Consider the following 22774-nt stretch of genomic DNA (forward strand, 5'->3'; position numbering starts at 1 on the left):
CATGGCGATGGTCGACACCGGCGCCGTCCGGTTGCACGTCCAGCGGCTCGGCCCCGGCGGGGGCCGCCCGGCCACCGCCACCGTCGTCCTGGTGCACGGTCTGCTCACCGACAGCCTGGCCAGCCACTACTTCACCGTGGCCCCCGCGTTCGCGGCCGCCGGCCTCGACGTCGTCATGTACGACCTGCGCGGGCACGGCCGCAGTGAACGCCCCGCCGAGGGCTACACCCTGGACCACAACATCGACGACCTGGAGGCGCTGCTCGACCGGCTGGGGGTGACCGGGCCGGTGCATCTGGTCGGCAACTCCTACGGCGGCACGATCGCGTTCGGCTACGCGGCCCGGCATCCGGAGCGGGCGGGCAGTGTCTGTCTCATCGAGTCCGAACCGGCCACCCACGCCTGGGCGCGGAAGCTGGAGCGCATCCTGGGCTGGGTCGTGGAACGGCTCGCGCACCACGAGCCGGAGGCCCTCGCCTGGGTCACGGCCCACCGGGGGCAGCACACGGCCCGGCTGGCCAAGGGCGCGGCCCGGCTCGTCCGGGAGACCACCCTCAGCCGGGACATCCCGGCCAGCCGGGTGCTCGCGGAGGAGCGGATCGCGGCGGTGCGCTGCCCGGTGCTGGCGCTCTACGGGGGCGACTCCGACCTGGCCGAGCAGGCGGACTGGCTCCGAGGGGTGCTGCCGGACTGCCGGACCGTGATCGTGCCGGGTCATGAGCACTCGCTCCTGGTGGAGGCGTCGGGGACGGTGGGCGGGCATGTGCTGTCGCTGGTGGAGGAGACCCTCGCGGCGGCGGCGCGGTGAGCCGTTTCCTGTTCGTCGTGCCGCCGCTGGTCGGGCATGTCAATCCGACCGTGGGCGTCGCCGCCGAGCTGGTCGCGCGGGGGCAACGGGTGGCGTGGGTGTGTCCCGATCCGGAGCTGGTGGAGCGGCTCGCGGGGGCCGGGGCGCCGGTGTTCGGGTGCGGCGGTGCCGTCCGGGGTGAGCGGCCCGCCGAGCTGCGGGGCCCCGAGGCGCTGAGGTTCCTGTGGGAGTGGTATCTCCTGCCGCTCGCCGAGGCGATGGCGCCGGGTGTGCGGGCGGCCGCGGAGGAGTTCCGGCCGGATGTCGTGGTCGCCGACCAGCAGGCCTTCGCGGGGGCGTTCACCGCCGAGCGGCTGGGGCTGCCGTGGGCGACCTCGGCGACGACCTCGGCCGAGTTCACCGATCCGCTGGCCGGGCTGCCCAAGGTACGGGAGTGGGTCGACGAGCGGCTGGCCGGGCTGCGCGCCTCGCTCGGGGATCCCTCGCGGACGGCCGACCCGCGCTTCTCCCCGTATCTCGTTCTGGCCTTCAGCGCCGCGGAGTTGGCGGGAGCGGCCGAGGGAGTCCGCTGGGTCGGTCCCTCGATCACCGCCCGCCCCGAGGCGCCCGGCTTCCCCTGGGAGTGGCTCGACCCCGGCCGGGCCACCGTCCTGGTGAGTCTCGGCACCGCCAACACCGATGCGGGCGGGCGTTTCCTCGACGTGTGCCGCACGGCGCTGTGGGAACGGGCCGACCGGGTGCAGGCGTTGATCGTCGACCCGGGCGGGACGCTCGGCGCGTCCGGTGCCGACAAGGACGTGCTGGTCGTGCCGTCGGTGCCGCAACTCGCCCTGCTGGAGCGGGGGGTGGACGCGGTGGTGTGTCACGCCGGGCACAACACCGTGTGCGAGGCGCTGTGGCACGGCGTTCCGCTGGTCGTCGCCCCGATCCGGGACGACCAGCCCGTGGTGGCCGGACAGGTCGTCGAGGCGGGGGCCGGGGTGCGGGTGCGCTTCGGCCGGGTCGCGGCGCCGGGGCTGGGCGCCGCCCTGGACGCCGTCCTGCACGAGCCCGGGTACCGGGCGGCCGCCGAGCGGATCGGCGCGGCGCTGCGTGCCGCGGGCGGCGCACCGGCCGCCGCGGACCATCTTCAGGAGCTGGCGAGGGAGTCCGGATGACCGACGAGACCCGGCCGGGCGAGCGGATCGCCGCGCTGCGCCCCGCCTACCAGGCCGACCTCGCCGCCGGTGTGGAGCGGTTCCTGGAACCCCGGCGCACGAGCTGCCCGTGGTGCGGCTCCGGGGACCTCACCACCCGGCTGCGCACCACCGATCTGCTCCAGCACAAGCCGGGCCGGTTCGTCCTGGACCGCTGCGAGGGCTGCGGGCATGTCTTCCAGAACCCGCGGCTGAGCCCGGAGGGGCTGGAGTTCTACTACCGGGACTTCTACGACGGCCTGGGCGAGAAGAAGCTCGGGGAGACGTTCGGGGCGCGGACGAAGGCGTACCGCGACCGGGCCGAGGCGATGCTGCCGTACGACGAGGCGCCGAAGGCCTGGCTCGACGTGGGGACCGGGCACGGGCACTTCTGCGCGGCGGCGCGGGCGGTGCTGCCGGACACGGTGTTCGACGGGCTGGACTTCACCGACGGTGTCGAACTCGCGGAGCGGGAGGGCCGGGTGGCGCGCGGCCACCGCGGCAGCTTCCCCGACCTCGCGCCCGAACTCGCCGCCCGCTACGACGTGGTCAGCATGTTCCACTACCTGGAGCACAGCGCCGACCCCGACCGCGAACTGCGGGCCGCGCGGGAGGCGGTGCGGCCGGGCGGGCATCTGCTGATCGAGGTCCCCGACCCCGAGAGCCGCTACGCCCGGCTGCTCGGCCGCTGGTGGCTGCCCTGGCTCCAGCCGCAGCATCTGCACTTCGTACCGGTGGCCAATCTGCGCAACCGGCTCACCGAACTGGGCTTCTCGGTGGTCGCGGAGCAGCACGCCGAGCCGCACGACCCGGTCGATCTGCTGGCCGCCGTATGGCTGGCGCTGGACCACGCGGCACCGCGCGAGGACGCGCCGTGGCTGCCAGAACCGCCGGGCGCGCTGCGCCGCGCGCTGCGGGCGGCCCTGCTGATCGCGGGTGTTCCCGCGCTGATCGCGGGCACGCTCCTCGACCGGTTCGCCGTCCGGCCGCTGGCGCACCGGCTGGGTGTGTCCAACGCGTACAGGATCGTGGCCAGACGCGACTGACGGCTGGGCAGACGGGTTCCGCCGTGCTAGCTTCAGGCCCACCGAACCATCAGGAATCCTGGCGATCCACGGTGTGGCCCGACGAACGGAACCCGTATGTCCTTCCTGGCCAGACCCGCGGTGGCGACCCGTGCCGCGAAGACCATGCAGGGCCTCACCAGGCTGGCGAGCCGCCGGTCCGGCGGCCCCGGTTCCATGGCCGCCTGGCGGGCCCGGTTCCCCGAGTACCCGAGGGACGCGAGGGAAACGACCGTGCCGACGTCGGTGGCCCCGGCGCCGGTCACGGTGTACCTGCCGCCGGGCGGGACCGCCACCCGGCCGCCCGTCCACGTCAACTTCCACGGCGGCGGCTATGTCGTGTCGATGCCGGCGATCGACGACGCGCTGTGCCGGTTCCTCGCCGTGGAGGCGGGCGTGGTCGTGGTCAACGTGCAGTACGTGGTCGCGCCGCAGTATCCGTTCCCGGCACCGCCCACCCAGGCGTACGACGTCGTGCGCTGGGCGGCCGGACACGGTACGGAGCACGGCTGGGACGGCGCGCGGCTCACCGTGGGCGGCCAGAGCGCGGGCGGCGGGCTCGCGGCGGCCGTGGCCCGCCAGGCGCTGGAGCGGGGCGGACCGGCGATCGCGCTGCAGGTGCTGCACTATCCGCCGCTGGACCTCGCCACCGCCGCCCGGGACAAGAGGGCAGCCGTCGCCAGACCACTGCTGCGGCCCTGGATGGCGGACGTCTTCGACACGTCGTACGTGCCCGACCGGCGCGAGCGCGCCGACCGGCTCGTCTCCCCGGCGCACCCCTCGGACACCACCGATCTCCGCGGGATCGCGCCGGCCGTGGTGATCACGGCCGAGCACGACCTGCTGCGCGCCGAGGCGGTCCGCTACGCCGAGCGGCTGCGCGCGGCGGGTGCCCTCGCCGAGCACCACGAGGTCGCCGGCGCCGACCACGGCTACGACACCACCGACGACGAGAAGGCGCGCCACAGCTACTCCCTGATGGCCCGTCCCCTCCGACGGGCCACCGCGCCCGACGCCTCCTGAGGGGCGCGGGCGCCGCGGTCCCGCCGGAAGCCGCTGTCCCCCTATTCGGCGGCTTCCGGCGGGACGACCCCCGGCTTCCCGGCCGGGGACGACCGGGTCGTAGGGGAAGGCGCCCTCGCGGATCCTGAGCACCACCGGGCGTTCCCTGGCCGAGTCCGCCCTGGACGTGGAAATACGGGTCGCGGGCCGAGCTCCGCAGGTGCCGCTCGACGATCCGGCTGTGGGCGATCGTCTCGGCGGCGGCGATCCCGCCCGCGCTGTCGTCTCGGCGGAGGACCGGATGGGTTCCGACGGCCGAGCGCTCAGCGCACCCCCGCCTTCACCGCCTCCACGATCACCTCGGCGACCGCCGCGGGCTGTTCGACCAGGACCGCGTGTCCCGCGTCGGGGACGGTCACCAACCGGACGTGCGGGCAGACCTCCAGGCCGGCCCGTTCCTCGTCCGTCAGGCCGATCTCGTCGTGGTCGCCGCGTACCACCCAGGCCGGGACCCCGGCCCCGCACAGTCTCGGCACCAGGGTCGGATACCGGCCGAGGTAGTCGTAGTAGTCCCGCAGGATCCGGCGGCAGGCCGCCGGGTCGTTGTCCGCCATCACCGCGGTGAGCGCCTCCGCGCGCCGCGGCGGCAGTTCGCGTTTCATCGCCCGGGGCAGCAGCCCCAGCATGCCGGCCCAGACCATCGCGCCGAGCCCCGGCACCCGGCCCACGGCGTTCAGCACCGCCAGGGACTTCGCCTCGTCCCCGCGCGAGAAGCTCGGTGACAGCAGGACGAGCGGGCCGCGGAACAGGCCGAGGGCCGCCATCTCGATCGCCACGTTGGCGCCCAGGCTGTGTCCCACGACGGTCTCGCAGCCCGTCTCGGCGGCGAAGTCCGCCATCAGCCGGGCGTAGTGCTCCATGGACACGTCCTCGGGCGGCTCGGTGCGGCCGAAGCCCGGCAGGGTCACCGCGACCGTGCCGAGGCCGGCCACCGCGGGCTCGGCCATGACGTCCGCGCAGAACTCGGTCGTGCACAGTCCGCCCGGGATCATCAGCACCCGGTGCGCGGCGTCCGCCGGTCCCCCGCGGCGGACCTCCCAACGCTCACCCATACAACGAGCGTGACCCCGTACGCCGTGCTCCGCACCCCGAACGCCGGCCACCGCACACGAGGTACGGGGCCGGCGTTCCGGTGTCCTCCGGGTGTCTGCGCGTCGGGTGCGTGGGGTTGTTCGCGCCCCTGGAAAGTCAGTGCGCGCCCACCAGCTCCTGGCCGGAGGTGACGGGCGTCTGCCGGGCGGTGCGCAGGGCGGCGATGCCGATGAAGACCATCGACGAGACACCGGCGAGCGCGAAGGCGGTGAAGCCCCAGTCGCCGTTGCCCGCGGCGAGCAGCTGGCCGCCGAGCCAGGGGCCGAAGACGGCGCCGAAGCGGCCCATGCCGGAGGTCCAGCCGACGGCGGTGGCACGGTTGTCGGGGTTCGAGCGGATCGACACCGTGGCGTAGATCATCGTCTGGGCGCTGTTGAGGAAGACACCGGTGAGGAAGACGACGATCATCGTGATCGCGGTCGACATGTGGACGCTGAGCAGGAAGACACCGGCGGCGGTGAGCGCGAACCAGACCGCCGAGATGCGCGGGGCGCCGAAGCGGTCGGCGGCGCGGCCGGCGACCAGCATGCCCACGATGCCGCCGAGGTTGAAGACGACGACGAAGGTCAGGGCGTTGGCGAGCGCGTAGCCCTCGGCGCGCATCAGGGTCGGCAGCCAGGTGGCGACGCCGTAGACCAGGAGGAGACCGCCGAAGGAGGCCAGCCAGTACAGCAGGGTCTGGATCCACTCGCCGCCGCGGAAGAGTGCGGCGAGGGCGTCGAAGCGGTCGGCGGCGGACGTGCGGGCCGACTTCACGGCGGGCACTTCGACGTCGTAGCGGCCGGCGAGCGCCGTCGCCTCCTGGGTGCGGCCCTTGGCGACGAGGAAGCTCAGCGACTCGGGCAGGAACTTGGCGAGCACCGGGGCGAACAGCAGTGGTGCCACGCAGACCCAGAAGGCCGCGCGCCAGCCGACGGGGTCGATCAGCCACTTGGCGACATAGGCGGAGAGGATGCCGCCGGCGTGGTGGGCGGTCATCAGCAGGCCGATGGTGACGGCGGTACGGCCGCGCGGGGCGTAGTCGGAGACCATGCTGATGGCGGTGGGCAGCAGCCCGCCGAGGCCGACGCCCGCGAGGGTCCGGCCGAGTCCGAAGACCTCGACGCCGCCGGCCAGCGCGCACACCCCGGACGCCAGCGAGAACAGGACCACGCAGCCGACCATCAGCTTCTTGCGCCCGACGCGGTCGGCGACCGTGCCCGCCGTGAGGGCGCCGACCAGCATCCCGAAGGTGGCGTAGCTGCCCAGGTCACCGGCCGTGTCCGGGGTGAGGCCGAAGGTCTTCGTCTCCAGCAGGTGCGGCAGCACCGAGCCGTAGACGAACATGTCGAGGCCGTCGAACAGGACGGCCAGCCAGCACAGGCCGACGACCAGGAGGGCCAGTCTGCTGCCGCGCGCGGCCGGGTTGGGGGAGGAGGACATCGTTGTTTCCCTCTCGAGCGGGGTGGGTCCTCAGACGCTAAGGACCCACGCCGAAAAGTGTCAACGCTTTTGTCAACAATCTCATCGACAATCAGCGGGGGATGATCGAACGTCGTTCGGCGGCCGCTCAGTCGACGGGCGGCGTCCCGTGCGTGTGGAAGGAGGCGATGGTCTGCAGACCCCAGGCCTGGCCCTTCCTGCGCTCCTCCTCGGTCCAGGTGATCAGCGGCCAGTCGGGCGCCAGCACCAGCCGGGTGAGCGGGTTGCACAGCTCGATGCGGTTGCCGCCGGGCTCGTAGACGTAGAGGAAGAACGTCTGCTGGATGGCGTGCTTGTGCGGACCCGTCTCGATGAAGACACCCGTGTCGATGGCGAGGTCGGCGGCCCGCAGGATGTCCTCACGGGTGTCTGTCGCGAAGGCGATGTGGTGCAGCCGTCCGGCGCTGCCGGTCCAGTCCGAGGTGTAGACGACGTCGTACGACTTGTTCGTGTACGTCAGCCAGCGCGCCGCGATCGTGCCGTTGTCGAGCCTGATCTGCTCGGTGGGCCGGGCGCCGAGCACGTTCTGCTGGAACTCGGCGTTGGCGAGGACGTCGGCGGCGAGGAAGTTGACGTGGTCCAGGCGCCGCACCCCCACCCCCCGGTTGGGCTTGGCCTGCGGCTGGTTCTTCAGCGCCGGCTTCAGCTCCTCGGGGGCCCGGTAGTGCTCGCTCTCCCAGTACAGGGCGTGCTCATGGCCGTCCGGGTCCGCGGTGACGTACAGCCTGCCGAGGCCGGGTTCGTCCTCGACCCACTTCCCCGCCCCGCCCGCCGCCTCGATCGCCTCGACACGACGGTGGAGCGCCTCCTCGGCGGAGGTGCGCAGGGCGAGCCTGCCGAGGCCGGGCCGCTCGCGGGCGGTGAGGACCAGACTGTGGTGCTCGTAGTCGTCGAAGGTCCGCAGAAAGACCGTGTCGCCGTTCTCGCCGACGACCGTGAGGCCCAGGTAGTCGGTGAAGAAGGCGACGCTGGCGTCCAGGTCCGGGGTGAACAGCTGGGCGTGGCCGATGTGGGCGATGTCGCCGAGCGGCGGAGTCATCGTTGACCTCCAGTGGGGAAGACCGTGCCGTCGAAGATCTTGCGGGCCGTGCGGACCACGGCGGTGCGACGGGCGGTGGGCAGACCCTCGGGGGTGGTGCCGAGGGTAATGTCGATGTCGAGGAAGCCGGTGGGATGTTCTATGCGCATTCGGTCACCGTCGGCGGGCGGCACGGCCGCCTTGTGCGCCACCCCGCCCTCGATCCGCAGCCCCGCCGCGACGCCCGCCGCGCCGAGGACACCGATCGAGGTGTGACAGCGCACGGGGATGAAGGTGCGGGTGGTGACCGCGCCCCCGGCGCGGGGCGGGGCGAGCAGGGTGAGCTTGGGGACGGTCGCGTCGGAGACGTCACCGAGGCCCATCAGCCGGCCCGCCGTCAGCCGGATCGCGCGCAGCCGGTCGGCGAGGGCCGGATCCTCCTCCAGGTCGCGGGGCGACTCGTAGCCGGTGACGCCGAGGTCCGCGGCGAGCATCAGCACGGTCGGCATGCCGTTGTCCACGCACGTCACCGGCGTGCCGTCGATCATGTCCCGGGCGTTGCCGGTGGGCAGCAGGGGACGCTCGCCGGCCGGGAACTCGATCACGACCGGCGCGGCCGTCCCGGGCACGCCGGAGATCTCGGCGTCACCGGTGTAGCGCACCCGGCCGCCGGGGGTGGGGAAGGTGGCCGTCGCGTAGTCGCCGCTGTTGACCATGCGGATCCGTACGGCGGTCTCGGTCTCCCCCGCCTCGACGAGTCCGCGCTCCACGGCGAACGGGCCGACGCCGGCCAGGATGTTGCCGCAGTTCTGACGATCGGTCACCTCGGGCCGTTCGACGGCGACTTGAAGGAAGAGATAGTCGACGTCGGCCCTCGGGTCGGCGGACCGGGACACCACCGCGACCTTGCTGGTGAGCGGGTGGGCGCCGCCCAGGCCGTCGATCTGGCGCTCGTCCGGGCTGCCCATCACCCGCAGCAACAGCTGGTCGCGCAGGGCGGGTTCGGCCGGGAGGTCGTCGGCGAGGAAATACGCGCCCTTGGAGGTGCCGCCCCGCATCAGCAGACACGGCACCCCCTCGGACAGGGAGCTCACTGCCGCTCCCCCGTGTACTCCTCGTACGTGCGGTACTCCACGCCCAGCTGCTTCAGCGTCTCCCGCAACCCGTAGCGGTCCAGGCCGAGTTCGCCGTCGAGGAAGGCGGCACGGGAGCGGGCCTCCTTGGCCTCGCGGGCCTCGGACGCCTGTGCCGCGGCCCGGGCGCGCTCGCGCGGGACGACCACGACGCCGTCGTCGTCGGCGAGGATCACGTCGCCGGGACGGATCACCTGGCCGTCGATCGCCACGGGCACATTGACCGAACCGCCGGTGGCCTTCACCGTGCCCTGGGCGGAGACCGCGCGGGACCAGGCCGGGAAGTCCATCTCGCGCAGCTCCTGGGTGTCCCGGATGCCCGCGTTGATGATCAGCCCGCGGACCCCGCGCCGCCGGAGCGCGGTCGCGAACAGCTCGCCGAACATGCCGTCGGTGGACGGCGAGGTGGTGGTGACGACCAGGACGTCGCCCTCGCCGCACTGCTCGACGGCCGCGTGGATCATGAGGTTGTCGCCGGGCCAGCTCAGCACGGTGACGGCGGTGCCCGCCATCCGCACCCCCTGCTGGATCGGCCGGATCTCCGGCCCGAGCAGCCCGGTCCGCCCCATCGCCTCGCTCACGGTGGCCACCCCGAAGGCGGCCAGCGCGTCGACGTCCCTCCGCTCCGCCTTCGGCGGCCCGGTGACGATCACGCCGCTCACGCCTCCTCCTTCTGCGGAGCTCCGCTTCGGTTCCGCTGCGGCCGGGTGCCCACTCCGCTGCGCTCCGCGGCCGCCCAGCCTCCGCTGCGCCTCAGCTCGCTCACGCCAGCTCCTTCGCGATCTGCGGGTAGGGGCGCATGAACGCCTCGGCCATCGTCCTGTGGGCGAGGCCCAGGTTGGGGCCGGCGTTGCGCTTGAGCTGGACGCCCCGGCGCACGGCGAGGTCGGTGTAGTAGTCCCACAGGTGCTGCTGGGCGCCGAGGCACTCCATGGCCTTGCGCTTGGTGTCCCAGACCTCGGTGATGTCGAGCAGGACCTCGGGCCGGAAGCCGCTCATCTCGGGCTGGTGCGGCTCGAAGTAGAAGACCGGCGGGGCGCCGATGATCTCGCCCTCGCCGGGGTAGCCGATGGCCTGCGCGAGGACCCGGGCCTCCAGGGCCATCCGGTGGGCGGCCGGGTGGTCGCCGTTGTACGGGTCCTCGGAGGGGTGGGTGAGCACGACGTCGGGCTGGGTCTCGCGGTAGACGGCGACGAGACGGTCGGTCAGCTCGGCGGAGGCGACCAGCGGATAGTCGCCGGCGTCGAAGAAGCGGACCTCCGCGCCCAGGGTGGCGGCGGCGCGCTCGGCCTCGTCCCGGCGGATCGCCTTGATCTCGTCGAGCTTCCTGCCCTCGCGCCACGCCTTGGCGGACTCCCCGCGCTCACCGAAGGTCAGACAGGCGATGGTGACCTTCTCGCCGCGCGAGGCCGCCAGGGCGATGGCGCCGCCCGCGCGCCACACGAAGTCCCCGGCGTGCGCGGTGACGACGAGGGTGGATCGGGGTGGGCTGGCGGGCGCGTTGGCCTGGGTCATGCTGTTTTCTCCTTGGTGACAGGTGGGCGCCCGCCTCGCGCAGCCGTGATCAGTCGCGCAGCGCCTCGATCACACTGCTGAGGTGGGCGCGGACGGCCGCCTCGGCCGCCTGCGGGTCCCTGGCCCGGATCGCTTCGATCATGGTCAGGTGCTCGTTCAGGGATTGCTGCGGACGCCCGGGCCTGAGCGCCAACTGGAAGCGGTGGCGCACCAGTTGGGCGTTCAGCCGCTCCAGCAGCTCCTGCGCGGTCCGCTGGCCGGAGAACTCCCGGATGCGGACGTGCAGTTCGTGGTTGAGGTCGGAGTAGGTGACCGGCTCGCCGTCGGCGACGGCCTTGGTCATCGCCGTCCCCAGCTCGGTGAGCTGGATCAACTGCTCGTCGCTGGCCTCCACGGCCGCCTTCGCCGCGCACAGTCCTTCGAGGACCATGCGGCACTCGGTGATGGCGACCGCCTCGTCCACGGTCACCACCCGCACCCGCGAGCCGCGGTTGCGGATCCGCTCGACGAGTCCCTGGGACTCCAGATCGATGAGTGCCGCGCGGATGCTGGCCCGTGTCACACCGAACTGCTCGGCGAGCTCGTTCTCCACCAGCCGCTGCGCCGGTGCCATCTCGCCGTGCAGGATCGCCTGCCGCAACTGCGCGAGCGCATGCTGCTTGGCCTGCTCCCCGGTGCTCGGACGGGCTTCTTTCGGCATGTGCCCTCCCTGAGTGAGTGCCTGTCGAACCTAAATCTAGCCAAACAAGATTGTCAACAATTTTGTCGGTCACTTGATGACGGCGTTGGCCACGACCACGACCATGCCGAGCAGCGCGTCCAGCACCCCGATCAGCGCGGCGGCTGCCCAGGAGCGGTGTGCGCGGCGGGCCGTGACCAGCCCGAGGGCGAACAGCAGGGCGATGTTGAGGGAGAACGCCGGGTACTCCACCCCGTTCGCCGGCCACCAGCCCCAGCCCGCGCCCGCCAGCACCACCACCGTCGGCACGACCGCCGCGACCAGGGGCCATTCGTCACGCAGGGCGCGCAGCGCGTCCCAGCGGCGGTGCGGGGCACGCTCGGCGATGTAGTGGGCGTACCCGTGCGCGAGGGCCGAGGCGCCGGCGGTGATCAGCAGCCAGAGGGCGTCGTAGCGGCGCCTGGCCGGGGAGGCGTATCCGTACTGGGTGAGCGCGGCGACCATGGAGCACGCGAGGACGGCGCCGTAGACCCCGCCGAAGAGGATCGTCTCGTGGGCGTCGTGCCCGTGGGACCGGTCCGGGTCCGCCGTGTCGTCCGCCATGGCCTCAACGATCACCCGGCCCCGCCCCGCCTGCCAGTCGCGACGAATCGTCCGCGCGGCCCGGCGGATACCGCACACAGTGTCCACACCGCGGGGGCGAGCGGCCCCGCTAGGGTCGCCGCATGACCCACAGCTTCGCTCTGCACATCCCCGACGCCGCCCTCGAACCCGAACCGCTCGACCCGGCGCAGATCGTCTCCGGCACCCCCGAGGTGACCGGGAAGGTCGTGTGGGAGTCCGCGGACGGCCGGCGGATCAGGGGTGTCTGGCAGATCACTCCGGGGGTCGTCACCGACACGGAGGCGGACGAGCTGTTCGTCGTGATCAGCGGTTCGGCGACCATCGAGATCGAGGGCGGCCCCACCCTCACCGTCGGTCCGGGCGACCTGGCGGTACTGCGGGAGGGCGACCGGACGACCTGGACGGTCCACGAGACCCTGCGCAAGGCGTACGCGATCGACCTCTGAGCACCTCCCCGGTCAGCCGCCCGCCGCCTGGGGCATGTTGTACGGGGTCACCACCTGGATCGCGGAGGGCAGGGTCGGTCCGGCGGGCGGCAGGGCGCCATGGGCCCGCATCACGGTGTGGCAGGCCTCGCGCATGTCCTGACGCAGGTCGTGATGGAGGACCGCGGACAGCCGCTGGTCGCGCAGCAGCCGGGTGTTGTCGTGGTCGAGGTCGTGCGCCACGAACACGGCGCACTCACGGCGCGCGTCGGCGAAGGCCTTCAGGGTGGCGAGGTTCCCGCCGCCGATGGAGTACACCGCACGGATCCCGGGGTCCCGCGCCAGGGCGGCCCGGACGAGGTCGTACTGGGTGGCGTCCAGTCCCTGCCCCTCGGTGATCTCCACCAGGGCGCGGCCGGGGTGCCGGGCCCGCATCACCCCGCGAAAGCCCATCTCACGCTCCTCCTCGTTGCGGAAGAACCCGCTGGACAGGCTGGTGAGGACATGGCCGGGGCGCTCGCCCAGCCACTGGCCCATGAGGTACGCGGCCGTGGCGCCGGCGGCCCGGTTGTCGATGCCGACGTAGGCGAGCCGGGCGCTCGCGGGCAGATCGGTGACGAGGGTGACGACCGGGATGCCGGCGGCGACCAGCCGGCCCACGGCGGCGGTGATCTCGGGGACGTCCGGCGCCTTGAGGATCACGCCCTGCGAGCCGCGCCGGGCTATCCGGTCGAGGACGGCGATCTGCTCGCCGACCGGTCCGGTCTCCCGGAAGTGGAAGCGGGAGCGCAGCACGGCCGGGTGCAGCGAGGGCAGCTCGGCCTCCAGGGCGGCCCGGACGGCGGTGGTGAACCGTTCGGGCGCCTGCATCACGATGTCCACCATGAAGGTCCGGCCGACGAGCCGGACCTGGGTGCGCTGCCGGTGCAGCTCGGCGATGGCCCGCCGCACCTCCTGGGCGGTGGACTCGCGCACCCCTCCCCTGCCGTTGAGGACCCGGTCGACGGTGGCCTCGCTCACGCCCGCCTGACGGGCGATCTCACGGAGGGGGAAGGGATGGCCCACGGAAGGCTCCTGGCAGTCGCTCTCGTAGGTGCCCGGCGTCGCCTGAGGGGTTTTTGATGGCCGCCTGCCGGTTGTTCGACGGGTTTGTCATGACAAGAATGACAGTGCTGAGCCGCTGTTGTAAGACCTTTCTAGGAGCTGCACCCCCATGCGCATCGGAATCCTCGGCCTCGGCCGCATCGGCGCCTTCCACGCCGAGACCCTCTCCGGACTCGACGCCGTCGAGTCCCTCGTCGTGACCGACCCCTTCGCGGAGGCGGCCAAGGCCGCCGCGGAGCGGTTCGGCGCCGAGGTCGTGGACTCTCCGGAGGCCCTGCTGGCCGCCGGGGTGGACGGCATCGTCGTCGCCGCGGCGACCGACGCCCACCCCGCGCTGATCCTGGCCGGTGTCGAGGCCGGCATCCCCGTGTTCTGCGAGAAGCCCGTCGCGAAGACCATGAGCGAGGGCGTCGAGGTCCTCAAGGCCGTCCAGGGCAAGGACGTGCCCATCCAGATCGGCTACAACCGGCGCTTCGACGCCGGGTTCGTCGCCGCGCGGGCCGCCGTGGCCTCCGGTGAGCTCGGCACACTGCACACCGTCCGCTCCACGACCCTGGACCCGGCGCCGCCGCCGGCCGCGTACGTCGCCGCCTCCGGGGGCATCTTCCGCGACTGCTCGGTCCACGACTTCGACATCATCCGCTGGGTGACGGGCCGTGAGGTCACCGAGGTGTACGCGGTGGGCGGCAACCGGGGCGCCGACTACATCAAGGAGGCGGGCGACGCCGACACCACCGGCGCGCTGCTCACGCTCGACGACGGCACCATCGCCGTGATCTCCAACTCCCGCCACAACGCCCGGGGTTACGACGTCCGCATGGAGATCCACGGCTTCACCGACTCCATCGCCGTGGGCCTGGAGGACAAGCTGCCGCTGCGCTCGGTGGAACCCGGGGTCACCTTCCCGGCCGGCACCCCGCACGACTTCTTCATGGACCGCTTCACGGCCGCCTACCGCGCCGAACTCACCGCGTTCACCGAGGTCGTGGCCGGCACCCGGCCCTCGCCCTGCACGATCGAGGACGCCCTGGAGGCGGGCTGGATCGCGGAGGCCTGCACGCTCTCGCTGCACGAGCACCGGCCCGTGACGATCGCGGAGGTCCGGGCCTCCTGACCCGCGTCACCTCATCGTCGCCTTGCCGAGGGCGGCCCCCGACCGGGGGCCGCCCTCACAGGCAGTAGCGGACCATCCACTCGTCCGGGTCGTACGCGTCACGCGCCGGGTCCCGCGGAGTGGCCGGGCGCTCCTCGACGGTGTCCTGCGGGCGCACCCGCTCGGGCAGCGCCCCGAACCGCGCCTTGCGCCGCGCCTCCGCGGTGACCTCCTGCTGTTCCTCCTGCATCGCACCCTCCCCGTCCGCTGCTCCGTACACCTTCCGTCCTCCTCAACGTCCTTGGCACGCCGTCGGTTCCGGACGCGGCGCACCGCCCGTACGCACGGGTGCGCGCCGCCGCCTGTCGGCGACGGCGCGCAAGCACCGGGAAGCGTGCGGTCCTGTCAGGACGTCCCCTCGCCGCCGCCCGCCACCGGGGCGGTGAGGTCCGCCTCCTCGGGGAGCTCCTCGGTGTCGACGCCGCGGACCTGGGCCAGCTCGTGCTTGAGTGCGGCGAGTTCGGCGCCACCGGCCATGTGGTTGGTGAGTTCCTCGAGGCTGACCTCGCTGCGGTCGGCGGAGAGTTCGAGGGTGCCGAGGCGCAGGACGCTGAAGTGGTCGCCGACCATGTAGGCGTGGTGGGGGTTGTGGGTGATGAAGATGACGCCGAGGCCGCGGTCGCGGGCGGCGGCGATGTACTTCAGCACCACGCCGGACTGCTTGACGCCGAGGGCGGCGGTGGGCTCGTCGAGGATCAGCACCCGGGCGCCGAAGTACACTGCCCGCGCGATGGCCACGCACTGGCGCTGGCCGCCCGACAGGGTGCCGATCGGCTGCTCCAGGTCGTCGAGAACGATGCCCATCTCGCGCAGCTCGTGGTCGGCGGTCTCCTTCATCTTCTCGATGTCGAGGCGGCGCAGGGGCCAGGGGCCCCTGGTCATCTCGGAGCCGAGGAAGAAGTTGCGCCACACCGGCATCAGCGGCACGACCGCGAGGTCCTGGTAGACGGTGGCGATGCCCTTGTCCAGCGCCTCGCGCGGGGTGCTGAAGCGGACCGGGGCGCCGTCGACGAGGAACTCGCCCTCGGTGTGCTGGTGCAGCCCGGAGACGATCTTGATGAGGGTGGACTTGCCGGCGCCGTTGTCGCCGAGGACACAGGTCACCTTGCCGGGGTACACCGTGAGGTCGACGCCGTGCAGCGCGCGGATGTTGCCGTAGGACTTGCCGGCGTTGCGCAGTTCGACGATCGCCCCGTCCGCCGTGTCGGGGGCGGAGTCCGCGATGACGGCCCCGTGGGTGCCGGTTCCGTTGGTGGAAGTCATGGGGTCACCTCCGGGTCGCCGTGCGGCTGACCCACAGATTGATCAGGACGGCGCCGAGGAGCATCACGCCGAGGAATGCCTTGAACCAGTCGGGGTTCCAGCCGGCGTAGACGATGCCCTGCTGCACCATGCCGAACATGAAGGCGCCGAAGACCGGGCCGATCGCGCTGCCGGCGCCGCCGGTCAGCAGACAGCCGCCGATCACGGCCGCGGAGATGTAGATCAGCTCCTGGCCCACGCCCTCGCCGGACTGCACGGTGTTGAAGGTGAAGAGCTGGTGCATGCCGATGAACCAGGCACCGAAGCCGACCAGCATGAACAGGGAGATCTTGGTGAAGTTCACCGGGACGCCGACGGCCCGGGCGGACTCCTTGTTGCCGCCCACCGCGAAGATCCAGTTGCCGTACCGGGTGCGCAGCAGGACCCAGGTGGCCAGCGCGGCGAAGGCCAGCCAGTAGAAGATCGTGATCTTCACTTCGACACCGCCGATGTCGAAGGACGAGGCGAAGATCTTCTTCGCCTGGTCGAAGCCGTCCATGTCGCTGATGTCGTCGGTGGCCACGTTGGTGGTGACCAGCTTGGTCACCGCGAGGTTGACGCCCTGCAGGATCAGGAAGGTGCCGAGGGTGATGAGGAAGCTGGGCAGCCCGGTCTTCATCACCATCCAGCCGTTGAAGAAGCCGATGGCGAGGGAGACCGCGAGCGCGACGACCACGCCGACCCAGACGTTCATGCTCAGCTGGTAGGCGAGCATGCTCGCGGTGAGCGCCGAGGTGATCACCGCGACGCCGGAGGAGAGGTCGAACTCGCCGCCGATCATCAGCAGGGCCACGGGCAGCGCCATGATCCCGATGGTGGACGACTGGTAGAGGATGTTGGCCATCGAGCCGGCCTCGCGCACCGGCGGGGCCGTGATGAGGAAGAACACGTACACCGCGACCGCGCCGAGGAAGACACCGACCTCGGGGCGGGCCAGCACGCGGAGGGCCAGCGGGCGTTCGGCGGTCCGGCCGTCGGTCTTCCTCGGGCCGGAGGCCGGCGGTGTGGTCACCGCCGGCTCGGCGTGGTGAGTCATGCTCATCACCGGGTGCCCTTCGCGGCGAACGCGGCGACCTTGTCGACGTTGGTCTTGTCGACGAAGGCCGGACCGGTCAGCACCGGAGCCTCGCCGCCGCCCATGTAGTTGCCGTTGTTCTTGTAGAGCCACAGCGAGTCGATCGCCAGGTAGCCCTGGAGGTAGGGCTGCTGGTCGACGGCGAACTGGATCGTGCCCTTGCTGATGGCTCCGGTCAGGTCCTTGTTCAGGTCGAAGGTGGCGATCTTCGCCTTGCTGCCGGCGTCGGAGGCCGACTGCACGGCGGTCAGGGCGAAGGGGGCGCCGAGCGTGACGACGTAGTCGATCGACTTGTCCTGGGTGAGCTTGGCGGTGATCGTGGACTTCACGGACGGCATGTCGGTGCCGTTGACGTTCAGGACCTCGGTGGTGCCCGAGAAGGTCTTCTTCACACCGTCGCAGCGCTGGGTCAGGCCGATGTTGCCCTGCTCCTGGATGACGCAGACGGCCTTCTTGGCGCCTTCCTCGTTGAGCCGCTTGCCGAGCGCCTCACCCGCGACGGTCTCGTCCTGGCCGAAGAACTCCATCAGACCGAGCTTCTGCCACTCGCTCACGCCGGAGTTGAGGCCGACGACGGGTATGTTCGCGGCCTTCGCCTTGGCCACCACGCCCTTGAGGGCGTCGGGCTTGGCGAGGGTGATGGCGATGCCGTCGACCTTCTGGTCGATGGCGTTCTGGACCAGGTTGGACTGGTTGCCCGCGTTCGGGTCCGCGGAGTAGATCAGCTTGACGTTGTCCTTGGCCGCCGCGGCCTCGGCGCCCTTGCGGACGATGTCCCAGAAGGTGTCGCCGGGCGACTGGTGCGTCACCAGCGCGACCGTCATCTGCGGGGTGCTCGCCTTGCCCGCGGAGGCGCCGTCCGCGCTCTCCTCGGCCTTCTTGCCGCCGGAGCTGCTGGAGCAGCCCGCCAGGGTCAGGGCCACCGCCGCGGCCATGGCCACGACCGGGGCGATTCTGCGGGAACGGGGCGAAGAGCTGTCCATCTTTCCTGCACCTCACTGTGCGACGGGAGAACGACCTGGAAAGGGAGAGGGGATCTCTGGAGGGGGCCCGTTACTGCTCAGGGTGGGGCCATGCGGCCGGGTCCGCGACTGTTCGGTTTCCGTTCGATGTGTGGACTCGGCCGTGCACTGCTGGGACGGGATCCAATCCCTTGCCAGGCCCCCTGTCAATACTTTGTTAAGACATCATTTCACGAGCAGGTCCGAATGTAAGAACAAACCATTGACAGCGGAGGTCACCGGGACCTACACCTGGGAGACGCCAGATCCCCGATCACCCTAGGAGCCGATCATTATCCCCCGCATCCAGACGTACCGCTCGCACGTGTGGACGATTCGGGGAGATTCAGCGATCGTTCCGTCGGTCCGGGCGCCGGCAACGGACGAACCGCCACGCGGCCGACACAGGAGGTGCCCTTGATGGCGAAGACCGGTGCACGTTCCCGCGCGGTGGCCGCTTCGGCCCTGGACGGGCTGCCCTTCGCGCTCGACCGCTCCAGCCCGGTGCCGCTCTACTACCAGCTCGCCCAGCAACTGGAGTCGGCGATCGAGCACGGCGCGCTCGCCCCGGGCAACCTGCTGGGCAACGAGATCGATCTGTCGACCCGGCTGGGCCTGTCCCGCCCCACGGTCCGCCAGGCGATCCAGTCGCTGGTCGACAAGGGACTGCTGGTGCGCCGCCGGGGGGTCGGCACCCAGGTCGTGCACAGCCAGGTGAAGCGGCCGCTGGAGCTCAGCAGCCTCTACGACGACCTGGAGGCGGCCGGACAGGGACCCACCACGCGGGTCGTGCGCAACGAACGCGTCCCCGCCGCCGCCGATGTCGCGGCCGCCCTGGGGATCGCGGAGGGCGCCGAGGTCACGCTGCTGGAGCGGCTGCGCTCGGCGCACGGCGAGCCGGTCGCGTATCTGTGCAACTACCTGCCCCCCGTCCTGCTCGGCCTGGACACCGAGCGGCTGGAGGCGACCGGCCTGTACCACCTGATGCGCTCGGCCGGCATCACCCTGCACAGCGCCCGGCAGACCGTCGGCGCCCGCTCGGCCACCGCCGAGGAGGCCCGGATCCTCGGCGAGGAGGAGGGCGCGGCCCTGCTGACCATGCAGCGCACGGCGTACGACGACACCGGCCGGCCGGTCGAGTACGGGACGCACATCTACCGCGCGTCCCGGTACGCGTTCGACTTCCAGTTGCTGGTCAGGGGCTAGGTGTATTGATCACGAGGGTCAACGACGCTCGTGATCGACACACCTAGCGCGGGGCCATGCGCAGCGCGCCGTCCATGCGGATGGTCTCGCCGTTGAGGTAGTCGTGGTCGATGATCGACAGGGCGAGCTGCGCGTACTCCTCGGGCCGGGCCAGCCGGTGCGGGAAGGGCACGCCGGCCGCGAGGCCCGCGCGGAACTCCTCGGAGACGGTGGCCAGCATCGGCGTCTCCACGATGCCCGGGGCGATGGTGCAGACCCGGATGCCGTACTGCGCGAGGTCACGGGCGGCCGGCAGGGTCAGCCCGACGACGCCGCCCTTGGAGGAGGAGTAGGCGGCCTGGCCGACCTGGCCGTCGTACGCGGCGATCGACGCGGTGTTCACGATCACGCCCCGCTGCCCGTGCTCGTCGGCCTCGGTGGCGGCGATGGCCTCGGAGGCGAGCGCGAGGACGTTGAAGGTGCCGATCAGGTTGACCTGCACGACCTTGGCGTACAGGGCGAGGTCGTGGACGCCCTTCTTGCCGAGGATCCGCGCGGACGGGCCGATGCCGGCGCAGTTGACGACCGTGCGCAGCGGGACGCCGGCGTCCGCCGCGACGGCGACGGCGGCCCGGACCTGCTCGGGGTCGGTGACGTCGGTCGGGACGTAGGTGACGCCGTCCACCTCGGGGGCCCGGTCGACGCCGTCCTTGAGGTCCAGCGCGAACACCTGCGCGCCGCGCTCGGCGAGGGCCTTGGCGGTGGCCGCGCCGAGGCCGGAGGCACCGCCGGTGACGAGGGCGGCGGTGTGGGCGAGCTGCATCATCACTCCTTGCCGAGGGCGGTGAGCACACCGCCGTCGTTACGGTCCAGCGCACGGGAGATGATCATGCGCTGGATCTGGTTGGTTCCTTCGAAGATCTGCATGACCTTGGCCTCGCGCATATAGCGCTCGACGGGGAAGTCACGGGTGTAGCCGTACCCGCCGAGGACCTGCACGGCGTCCGTGGTCACCTTCATGGCGTTGTCCGTGGCCACGAGTTTGGCGATCGACGCCTCGCGTGTGAAGGGCAGACCGAGGTCCTTCAGCCGCGCGGCGGACAGCGCGGTGGCCCGCGCCGACTCGATCGCGGCGCCCATGTCGGCCAGGACGAACGCCAGCCCCTGGTGCTCGATGATCGGCTTGCCGAAGGTCTCCCGCTCCCGGGCGTAGCGCACGGCGTGGTCGAGGGCGCCCTGGGCGAGGCCGCAGGCCACGGCGGCGATGCCGAGCCGGCCGTGGTCGAGGGAGGCCAGTGCGATCTTCAGGCCCTGTCCCTCCTCCCCGATGAGCCGCTCGGCCGGCACCCGGACGTCGTCCAGCCGCATGGTGGCGGTGGCCGAGCCGGTCAGCCCCATCTTGCGCTCCGGCGGGTCGGCGCTGAGCCCCGGGGTGTCCGCGGGGATCAGGAAGCAGGAGATGCCGTGGCTGCGGTCCTCGGAGGTGCGGGCCATGACCGTGTAGAAGTCGGCGTGTCCGCCGTGGGTGGTCCAGGCCTTGGCGCCGTTCAGGACGTAGTCGTCGCCGTCGCGGACGGCGCGGGTCAGCATCGCCGCCGGGTCGGAGCCGGCGTGCGGCTCGGACAGGCAGTACGCGCCGAGCAGCTCACCGCCGAGCATGTCGGGCAGCCATCTGCGCCGCTGCGCGTCGGTGCCGAAGCGGGCGAGCGGGAAGCAGGACAGGGCGTGCACGGAGATGCCCACGGCGACGCTCGACCAGACCGCGGCGACTTCCTCCAGCACCTGGAGGTAGACCTCGTACGGCTGCCCCGCCCCGCCGTACTCCTCGGCGAACGGCAGTCCGAGCAGACCGCTGCGGCCGAGGGTGCGGAAGGCGTCCCGGGGGAACGCCCCGTCCGCCTCCGCGTCGGCGACCCGGGGTGCGAGTTCCTTGGCGGCGAGGGTGCGCGTGAGCTGGATGAGCTCGACGGCCTCCTCGGTCGGCAGGGCGCGAGTGGCAGGCATGGTGACCTCCACGAAGTAGTGCGGGGAGCAGTACCGGGAATGATACTGGAGTGCGTACGAACGTATCATTCAGCGTACGGCACGCGGGCGCGCCCCGGCACCCCGACCGCACCGGTCGACCGGGGCCCGGGACGAGCGGTGTCAGGACGAGACGGCGTGCACGATCAGCGACGCGAGCTGCTCGTAGGCCTCCGCGTCGGACAGTCCGGTGCGGGCCTTCAGCTCGCCCTGCTGGATCTGCCGCATGGTGGCGGCGGCGACCTCGCCGACGAACGCGGTGTGCACGTCCCTGAAGGCGCCGCCTGAGACACCCTCGGCGATGAGCTGCCGCACCCGCTCCGCGGCCATGCGCGTGTTGGCCTCGTACACCTCGCGGGCGGGCGGGAAGTCCGCCACGTCGTCGAGGAAGCGGCGCGAGAGCGGACGCAGCTGTTCGGCCACGGTGGTCAGATAGACCCGGACCCGGTCGGAGGGATCCACCGTCTGGGCCACCCGCTTCTCCACGGCCTCCGTCGCACCGCGGAAGTAGTGCTTGACCGCCTCGACGACCAGCCCCTGCTTGCTGCGGGCGAGCTGGTAGAGCGTGGTCTTCGAGCAGCGCAGCCGCTCGGCGAGGTCGTCGAGGGTGAGGGTGGCGAACCCCTCCGCCGTGAGCAGCGCGACGAGTCGTTCCAGCAGATCGGCCTGTCGGGCGGTACGGCGGGGGGAGGGCATGATCCCAGCGTAGCCCCCTTGGTTACTCCTCGGTCATCAGTGTGCGGTGTCCAGCCGGGCCCGCTGGTCCTCGGTCAGTTCCAGGTCCACGGCGGCGAGGTTCTCCTCGAGCTGGGCCACGGAGGACGCGCCGGCCAGCGGAACGATCGGCAGCTCGCCGCCCATCTGCCAGGCCAGGACGACCTGGTTGGCGGTGGCGCCGGTCTCCCTCGCCACCTCGCGCAGCGCGGCGAGCCGGGCCGGGGTGCCCGGGTGGTCGTAGTCGGCGGGCAGCCGCCGGTCCTCGCGGGTGTACGCCCCCTTGAGCAGCGGCGAGTACGCGACGAGGGTCAGACCGGGCTCGGCCCGCAGATAGCCGAGGAGTTCCGCGCCGGCGTGGCCGAGGCCGCCGTCCGGGAAGAGGTCGTCGGGGATGTCGGTGCGCGGGCGCAGATGGCTGTGCTGGTACTGGAGCACCTCGTAGCCGGGCAGGCCGGCCGCCGCGGCGAGGGCACGGGCCCGCTCCACGCGCCACATCGCCTGGTTGCTCACCCCCAGCAGACCGACCGTGCCCTCGGCGACGAGTTCCGCGAACGCCTCGACGGTCTCGCCCTGCGGCACGGTGTGGTCGTCGATGTGCGCGTAGAGCAGGTCCAGCCTCGCCACGCCGAGCCGGTCCCGGCTGCGTTCGGCGGACTCGCGGATCACCTTCGCCGAGAGCCCCTCGGGGTTGTCGGTGTAGCCGGTGCCGGGGGCGAGCGGGCGGGCGCCGAGCTTGGTGGCGAGGACGATCTCGTCGCCGACGCCCCGGCTGCGCCGCCAGCGGCCGAGCAGTTCCTCGCTCTGGCCGCCCTGCCCGCCGTCCACCCAGAACGCGTAGTTGTCGGAGGTGTCGACGAAATTGCCGCCGGCCTCGACGTAGCGGTCGAGGATCGCGAACGACGTCTCCTCGTCGGTCACCGACCCGAACAGCATCGCGCCGAGCGCGAGCACACTGACCTCGCGCCGGGTGGCGGGGTCGGTGCCGAGGGTGCGGTACTTCATGCCGGCTCCTCTCGTCCGTCCGGACCCGTGGGCGGTCCGGCTCAAGGCGAGTCTTCAACGTGAAGTGCGCTCCAGCGCAAGGGCATCGGGTGGGTGACCGGATCTTACTCAGCGTCAGATCACATGGTAATTTCGTCCTACTGCTCTGATCGGATGG

The 22774-nt window shown here is 71.9% G+C and carries 24 protein-coding genes; 7 read left to right on the top strand and 17 right to left on the bottom strand.

The window, feature by feature from the left end; genetic code table 11:
- Position 1: 1 nt before the first annotated feature.
- From OG852_RS07845 to OG852_RS07860, 4 genes are all read left to right on the top strand, one after another.
- Entirely contained in the window at positions 2 to 808 is an 807-nt protein-coding gene (locus OG852_RS07845; protein WP_330347436.1) for an alpha/beta fold hydrolase, read from the top strand.
- On the top strand, positions 805 to 1965 hold the full coding sequence (locus OG852_RS07850) for a glycosyltransferase (protein ID WP_330347437.1): 1161 nt from the start codon (positions 805 to 807) through the stop codon (positions 1963 to 1965). The genes OG852_RS07845 and OG852_RS07850 overlap by 4 nt, the downstream gene beginning before the upstream one ends.
- On the top strand, positions 1962 to 3029 hold the full coding sequence (locus OG852_RS07855; protein ID WP_330347438.1) for a class I SAM-dependent methyltransferase: 1068 nt from the start codon (positions 1962 to 1964) through the stop codon (positions 3027 to 3029). The genes OG852_RS07850 and OG852_RS07855 overlap by 4 nt, the downstream gene beginning before the upstream one ends.
- A 96-nt stretch (positions 3030 to 3125) precedes the next feature.
- Complete coding sequence (locus OG852_RS07860; protein WP_330347439.1) at positions 3126 to 4070, top strand: alpha/beta hydrolase fold domain-containing protein; 945 nt, start codon at positions 3126 to 3128, stop codon at positions 4068 to 4070.
- A 302-nt stretch (positions 4071 to 4372) separates the two neighbouring features.
- Here the strand turns inward: OG852_RS07860 and OG852_RS07865 are convergent, their stop codons facing one another.
- The 8 genes from OG852_RS07865 to OG852_RS07900 all read right to left on the bottom strand — a co-directional run bounded on the left by OG852_RS07865 (position 4373) and on the right by OG852_RS07900 (position 11610).
- Complete coding sequence (locus OG852_RS07865) at positions 4373 to 5161, bottom strand: alpha/beta fold hydrolase (protein ID WP_133917414.1); 789 nt, start codon at positions 5159 to 5161, stop codon at positions 4373 to 4375.
- Between the two features lie 136 nt (positions 5162 to 5297).
- Positions 5298 to 6623, bottom strand: coding sequence for an MFS transporter (locus OG852_RS07870; protein ID WP_133917415.1), 1326 nt, complete (start codon positions 6621 to 6623; stop codon positions 5298 to 5300).
- 127 nt (positions 6624 to 6750) lie between these two features.
- Positions 6751 to 7701 (bottom strand): VOC family protein, encoded by a 951-nt coding sequence (locus tag OG852_RS07875; RefSeq protein WP_133917416.1) that lies wholly within the window; start codon positions 7699 to 7701, stop codon positions 6751 to 6753.
- Complete coding sequence (locus OG852_RS07880; protein WP_443064646.1) at positions 7698 to 8765, bottom strand: 4-oxalomesaconate tautomerase; 1068 nt, start codon at positions 8763 to 8765, stop codon at positions 7698 to 7700. Before OG852_RS07880 ends, OG852_RS07875 begins: the two co-directional genes overlap by 4 nt.
- A 5-nt stretch (positions 8766 to 8770) precedes the next feature.
- On the bottom strand, positions 8771 to 9475 hold the full coding sequence (locus OG852_RS07885; protein ID WP_330347441.1) for a 4-carboxy-4-hydroxy-2-oxoadipate aldolase/oxaloacetate decarboxylase: 705 nt from the start codon (positions 9473 to 9475) through the stop codon (positions 8771 to 8773).
- Between the two features lie 100 nt (positions 9476 to 9575).
- Positions 9576 to 10328 (bottom strand): PIG-L deacetylase family protein, encoded by a 753-nt coding sequence (locus OG852_RS07890; protein WP_133917418.1) that lies wholly within the window; start codon positions 10326 to 10328, stop codon positions 9576 to 9578.
- Positions 10329 to 10377: 49 nt separating this feature from the next.
- Positions 10378 to 11028 (bottom strand): GntR family transcriptional regulator, encoded by a 651-nt coding sequence (locus OG852_RS07895; RefSeq protein WP_133917419.1) that lies wholly within the window; start codon positions 11026 to 11028, stop codon positions 10378 to 10380.
- Between the two features lie 69 nt (positions 11029 to 11097).
- On the bottom strand, positions 11098 to 11610 hold the full coding sequence (locus OG852_RS07900) for a hypothetical protein (protein WP_133917420.1): 513 nt from the start codon (positions 11608 to 11610) through the stop codon (positions 11098 to 11100).
- A gap of 122 nt (positions 11611 to 11732) precedes the next feature.
- Here OG852_RS07900 and OG852_RS07905 point away from each other — a divergent pair, with 122 nt between their 5' ends.
- Positions 11733 to 12077 (top strand): cupin domain-containing protein, encoded by a 345-nt coding sequence (locus OG852_RS07905; RefSeq protein WP_133917421.1) that lies wholly within the window; start codon positions 11733 to 11735, stop codon positions 12075 to 12077.
- 12 nt (positions 12078 to 12089) lie between these two features.
- On the opposite strand, the gene OG852_RS07910 is transcribed toward OG852_RS07905, so the two are convergent.
- Positions 12090 to 13121: a LacI family DNA-binding transcriptional regulator gene (locus OG852_RS07910; protein ID WP_330347442.1), complete on the bottom strand. Its 1032-nt coding sequence runs from the start codon at positions 13119 to 13121 to the stop codon at positions 12090 to 12092.
- Between the two features lie 148 nt (positions 13122 to 13269).
- Between OG852_RS07910 and OG852_RS07915 the strand changes: the two genes are divergently transcribed.
- Positions 13270 to 14274 (top strand): Gfo/Idh/MocA family protein, encoded by a 1005-nt coding sequence (locus tag OG852_RS07915; protein WP_133917423.1) that lies wholly within the window; start codon positions 13270 to 13272, stop codon positions 14272 to 14274.
- A gap of 55 nt (positions 14275 to 14329) precedes the next feature.
- Here the strand turns inward: OG852_RS07915 and OG852_RS07920 are convergent, their stop codons facing one another.
- The 4 genes from OG852_RS07920 to OG852_RS07935 form a co-directional block, all read right to left on the bottom strand.
- Positions 14330 to 14533: a hypothetical protein gene (locus tag OG852_RS07920; RefSeq protein WP_133917424.1), complete on the bottom strand. Its 204-nt coding sequence runs from the start codon at positions 14531 to 14533 to the stop codon at positions 14330 to 14332.
- Between the two features lie 125 nt (positions 14534 to 14658).
- On the bottom strand, positions 14659 to 15576 hold the full coding sequence (locus tag OG852_RS07925) for an ATP-binding cassette domain-containing protein (RefSeq protein WP_133917425.1): 918 nt from the start codon (positions 15574 to 15576) through the stop codon (positions 14659 to 14661).
- A gap of 4 nt (positions 15577 to 15580) precedes the next feature.
- Positions 15581 to 16657, bottom strand: a complete 1077-nt coding sequence (locus OG852_RS07930; protein ID WP_133917426.1) for an ABC transporter permease — start codon at positions 16655 to 16657, stop codon at positions 15581 to 15583.
- Positions 16657 to 17673 carry a sugar ABC transporter substrate-binding protein gene (locus tag OG852_RS07935; protein ID WP_133917427.1) on the bottom strand — a complete coding sequence of 339 codons (1017 nt, stop codon included), beginning with the start codon at positions 17671 to 17673 and terminating at the stop codon, positions 16657 to 16659. The genes OG852_RS07930 and OG852_RS07935 overlap by 1 nt, the downstream gene beginning before the upstream one ends.
- Positions 17674 to 18111: 438 nt before the next feature.
- Here OG852_RS07935 and OG852_RS07940 point away from each other — a divergent pair, with 438 nt between their 5' ends.
- Positions 18112 to 18897, top strand: a complete 786-nt coding sequence (locus OG852_RS07940; RefSeq protein WP_133917428.1) for a GntR family transcriptional regulator — start codon at positions 18112 to 18114, stop codon at positions 18895 to 18897.
- Between the two features lie 43 nt (positions 18898 to 18940).
- On the opposite strand, the gene OG852_RS07945 is transcribed toward OG852_RS07940, so the two are convergent.
- The 4 genes from OG852_RS07945 to OG852_RS07960 form a co-directional block, all read right to left on the bottom strand.
- Positions 18941 to 19699, bottom strand: coding sequence for an SDR family NAD(P)-dependent oxidoreductase (locus tag OG852_RS07945; protein ID WP_133917658.1), 759 nt, complete (start codon positions 19697 to 19699; stop codon positions 18941 to 18943).
- Between the two features lie 2 nt (positions 19700 to 19701).
- Positions 19702 to 20880: an acyl-CoA dehydrogenase family protein gene (locus OG852_RS07950; protein ID WP_330347443.1), complete on the bottom strand. Its 1179-nt coding sequence runs from the start codon at positions 20878 to 20880 to the stop codon at positions 19702 to 19704.
- A gap of 141 nt (positions 20881 to 21021) precedes the next feature.
- Positions 21022 to 21594 carry a TetR/AcrR family transcriptional regulator gene (locus OG852_RS07955; RefSeq protein ID WP_330347444.1) on the bottom strand — a complete coding sequence of 191 codons (573 nt, stop codon included), beginning with the start codon at positions 21592 to 21594 and terminating at the stop codon, positions 21022 to 21024.
- 36 nt (positions 21595 to 21630) lie between these two features.
- Complete coding sequence (locus tag OG852_RS07960) at positions 21631 to 22617, bottom strand: aldo/keto reductase (RefSeq protein ID WP_330347445.1); 987 nt, start codon at positions 22615 to 22617, stop codon at positions 21631 to 21633.
- Positions 22618 to 22774: the final 157 nt, after the last annotated feature.

Source organism: Streptomyces sp. NBC_00582, assembly GCF_036345155.1.
GTDB lineage: Bacteria > Actinomycetota > Actinomycetes > Streptomycetales > Streptomycetaceae > Streptomyces.

Coding starts and splice junctions, on each gene's coding strand:
- OG852_RS07890 (WP_133917418.1), bottom strand. CDS start 10,328: ATGACCCAGGCCAACGCGCCCGCCAGCCCACCCCGATCCACCCTCGTC.
- OG852_RS07925 (WP_133917425.1), bottom strand. CDS start 15,576: ATGACTTCCACCAACGGAACCGGCACCCACGGGGCCGTCATCGCGGAC.
- OG852_RS07905 (WP_133917421.1), top strand. CDS start 11,733: ATGACCCACAGCTTCGCTCTGCACATCCCCGACGCCGCCCTCGAACCC.
- OG852_RS07860 (WP_330347439.1), top strand. CDS start 3,126: ATGTCCTTCCTGGCCAGACCCGCGGTGGCGACCCGTGCCGCGAAGACC.
- OG852_RS07895 (WP_133917419.1), bottom strand. CDS start 11,028: ATGCCGAAAGAAGCCCGTCCGAGCACCGGGGAGCAGGCCAAGCAGCAT.
- OG852_RS07845 (WP_330347436.1), top strand. CDS start 2: ATGGCGATGGTCGACACCGGCGCCGTCCGGTTGCACGTCCAGCGGCTC.
- OG852_RS07855 (WP_330347438.1), top strand. CDS start 1,962: ATGACCGACGAGACCCGGCCGGGCGAGCGGATCGCCGCGCTGCGCCCC.
- OG852_RS07950 (WP_330347443.1), bottom strand. CDS start 20,880: ATGCCTGCCACTCGCGCCCTGCCGACCGAGGAGGCCGTCGAGCTCATC.
- OG852_RS07915 (WP_133917423.1), top strand. CDS start 13,270: ATGCGCATCGGAATCCTCGGCCTCGGCCGCATCGGCGCCTTCCACGCC.
- OG852_RS07865 (WP_133917414.1), bottom strand. CDS start 5,161: ATGGGTGAGCGTTGGGAGGTCCGCCGCGGGGGACCGGCGGACGCCGCG.
- OG852_RS07875 (WP_133917416.1), bottom strand. CDS start 7,701: ATGACTCCGCCGCTCGGCGACATCGCCCACATCGGCCACGCCCAGCTG.
- OG852_RS07940 (WP_133917428.1), top strand. CDS start 18,112: ATGGCGAAGACCGGTGCACGTTCCCGCGCGGTGGCCGCTTCGGCCCTG.
- OG852_RS07900 (WP_133917420.1), bottom strand. CDS start 11,610: ATGGCGGACGACACGGCGGACCCGGACCGGTCCCACGGGCACGACGCC.
- OG852_RS07945 (WP_133917658.1), bottom strand. CDS start 19,699: ATGCAGCTCGCCCACACCGCCGCCCTCGTCACCGGCGGTGCCTCCGGC.
- OG852_RS07960 (WP_330347445.1), bottom strand. CDS start 22,617: ATGAAGTACCGCACCCTCGGCACCGACCCCGCCACCCGGCGCGAGGTC.
- OG852_RS07870 (WP_133917415.1), bottom strand. CDS start 6,623: ATGTCCTCCTCCCCCAACCCGGCCGCGCGCGGCAGCAGACTGGCCCTC.
- OG852_RS07955 (WP_330347444.1), bottom strand. CDS start 21,594: ATGCCCTCCCCCCGCCGTACCGCCCGACAGGCCGATCTGCTGGAACGA.
- OG852_RS07930 (WP_133917426.1), bottom strand. CDS start 16,657: ATGAGCATGACTCACCACGCCGAGCCGGCGGTGACCACACCGCCGGCC.
- OG852_RS07935 (WP_133917427.1), bottom strand. CDS start 17,673: ATGGACAGCTCTTCGCCCCGTTCCCGCAGAATCGCCCCGGTCGTGGCC.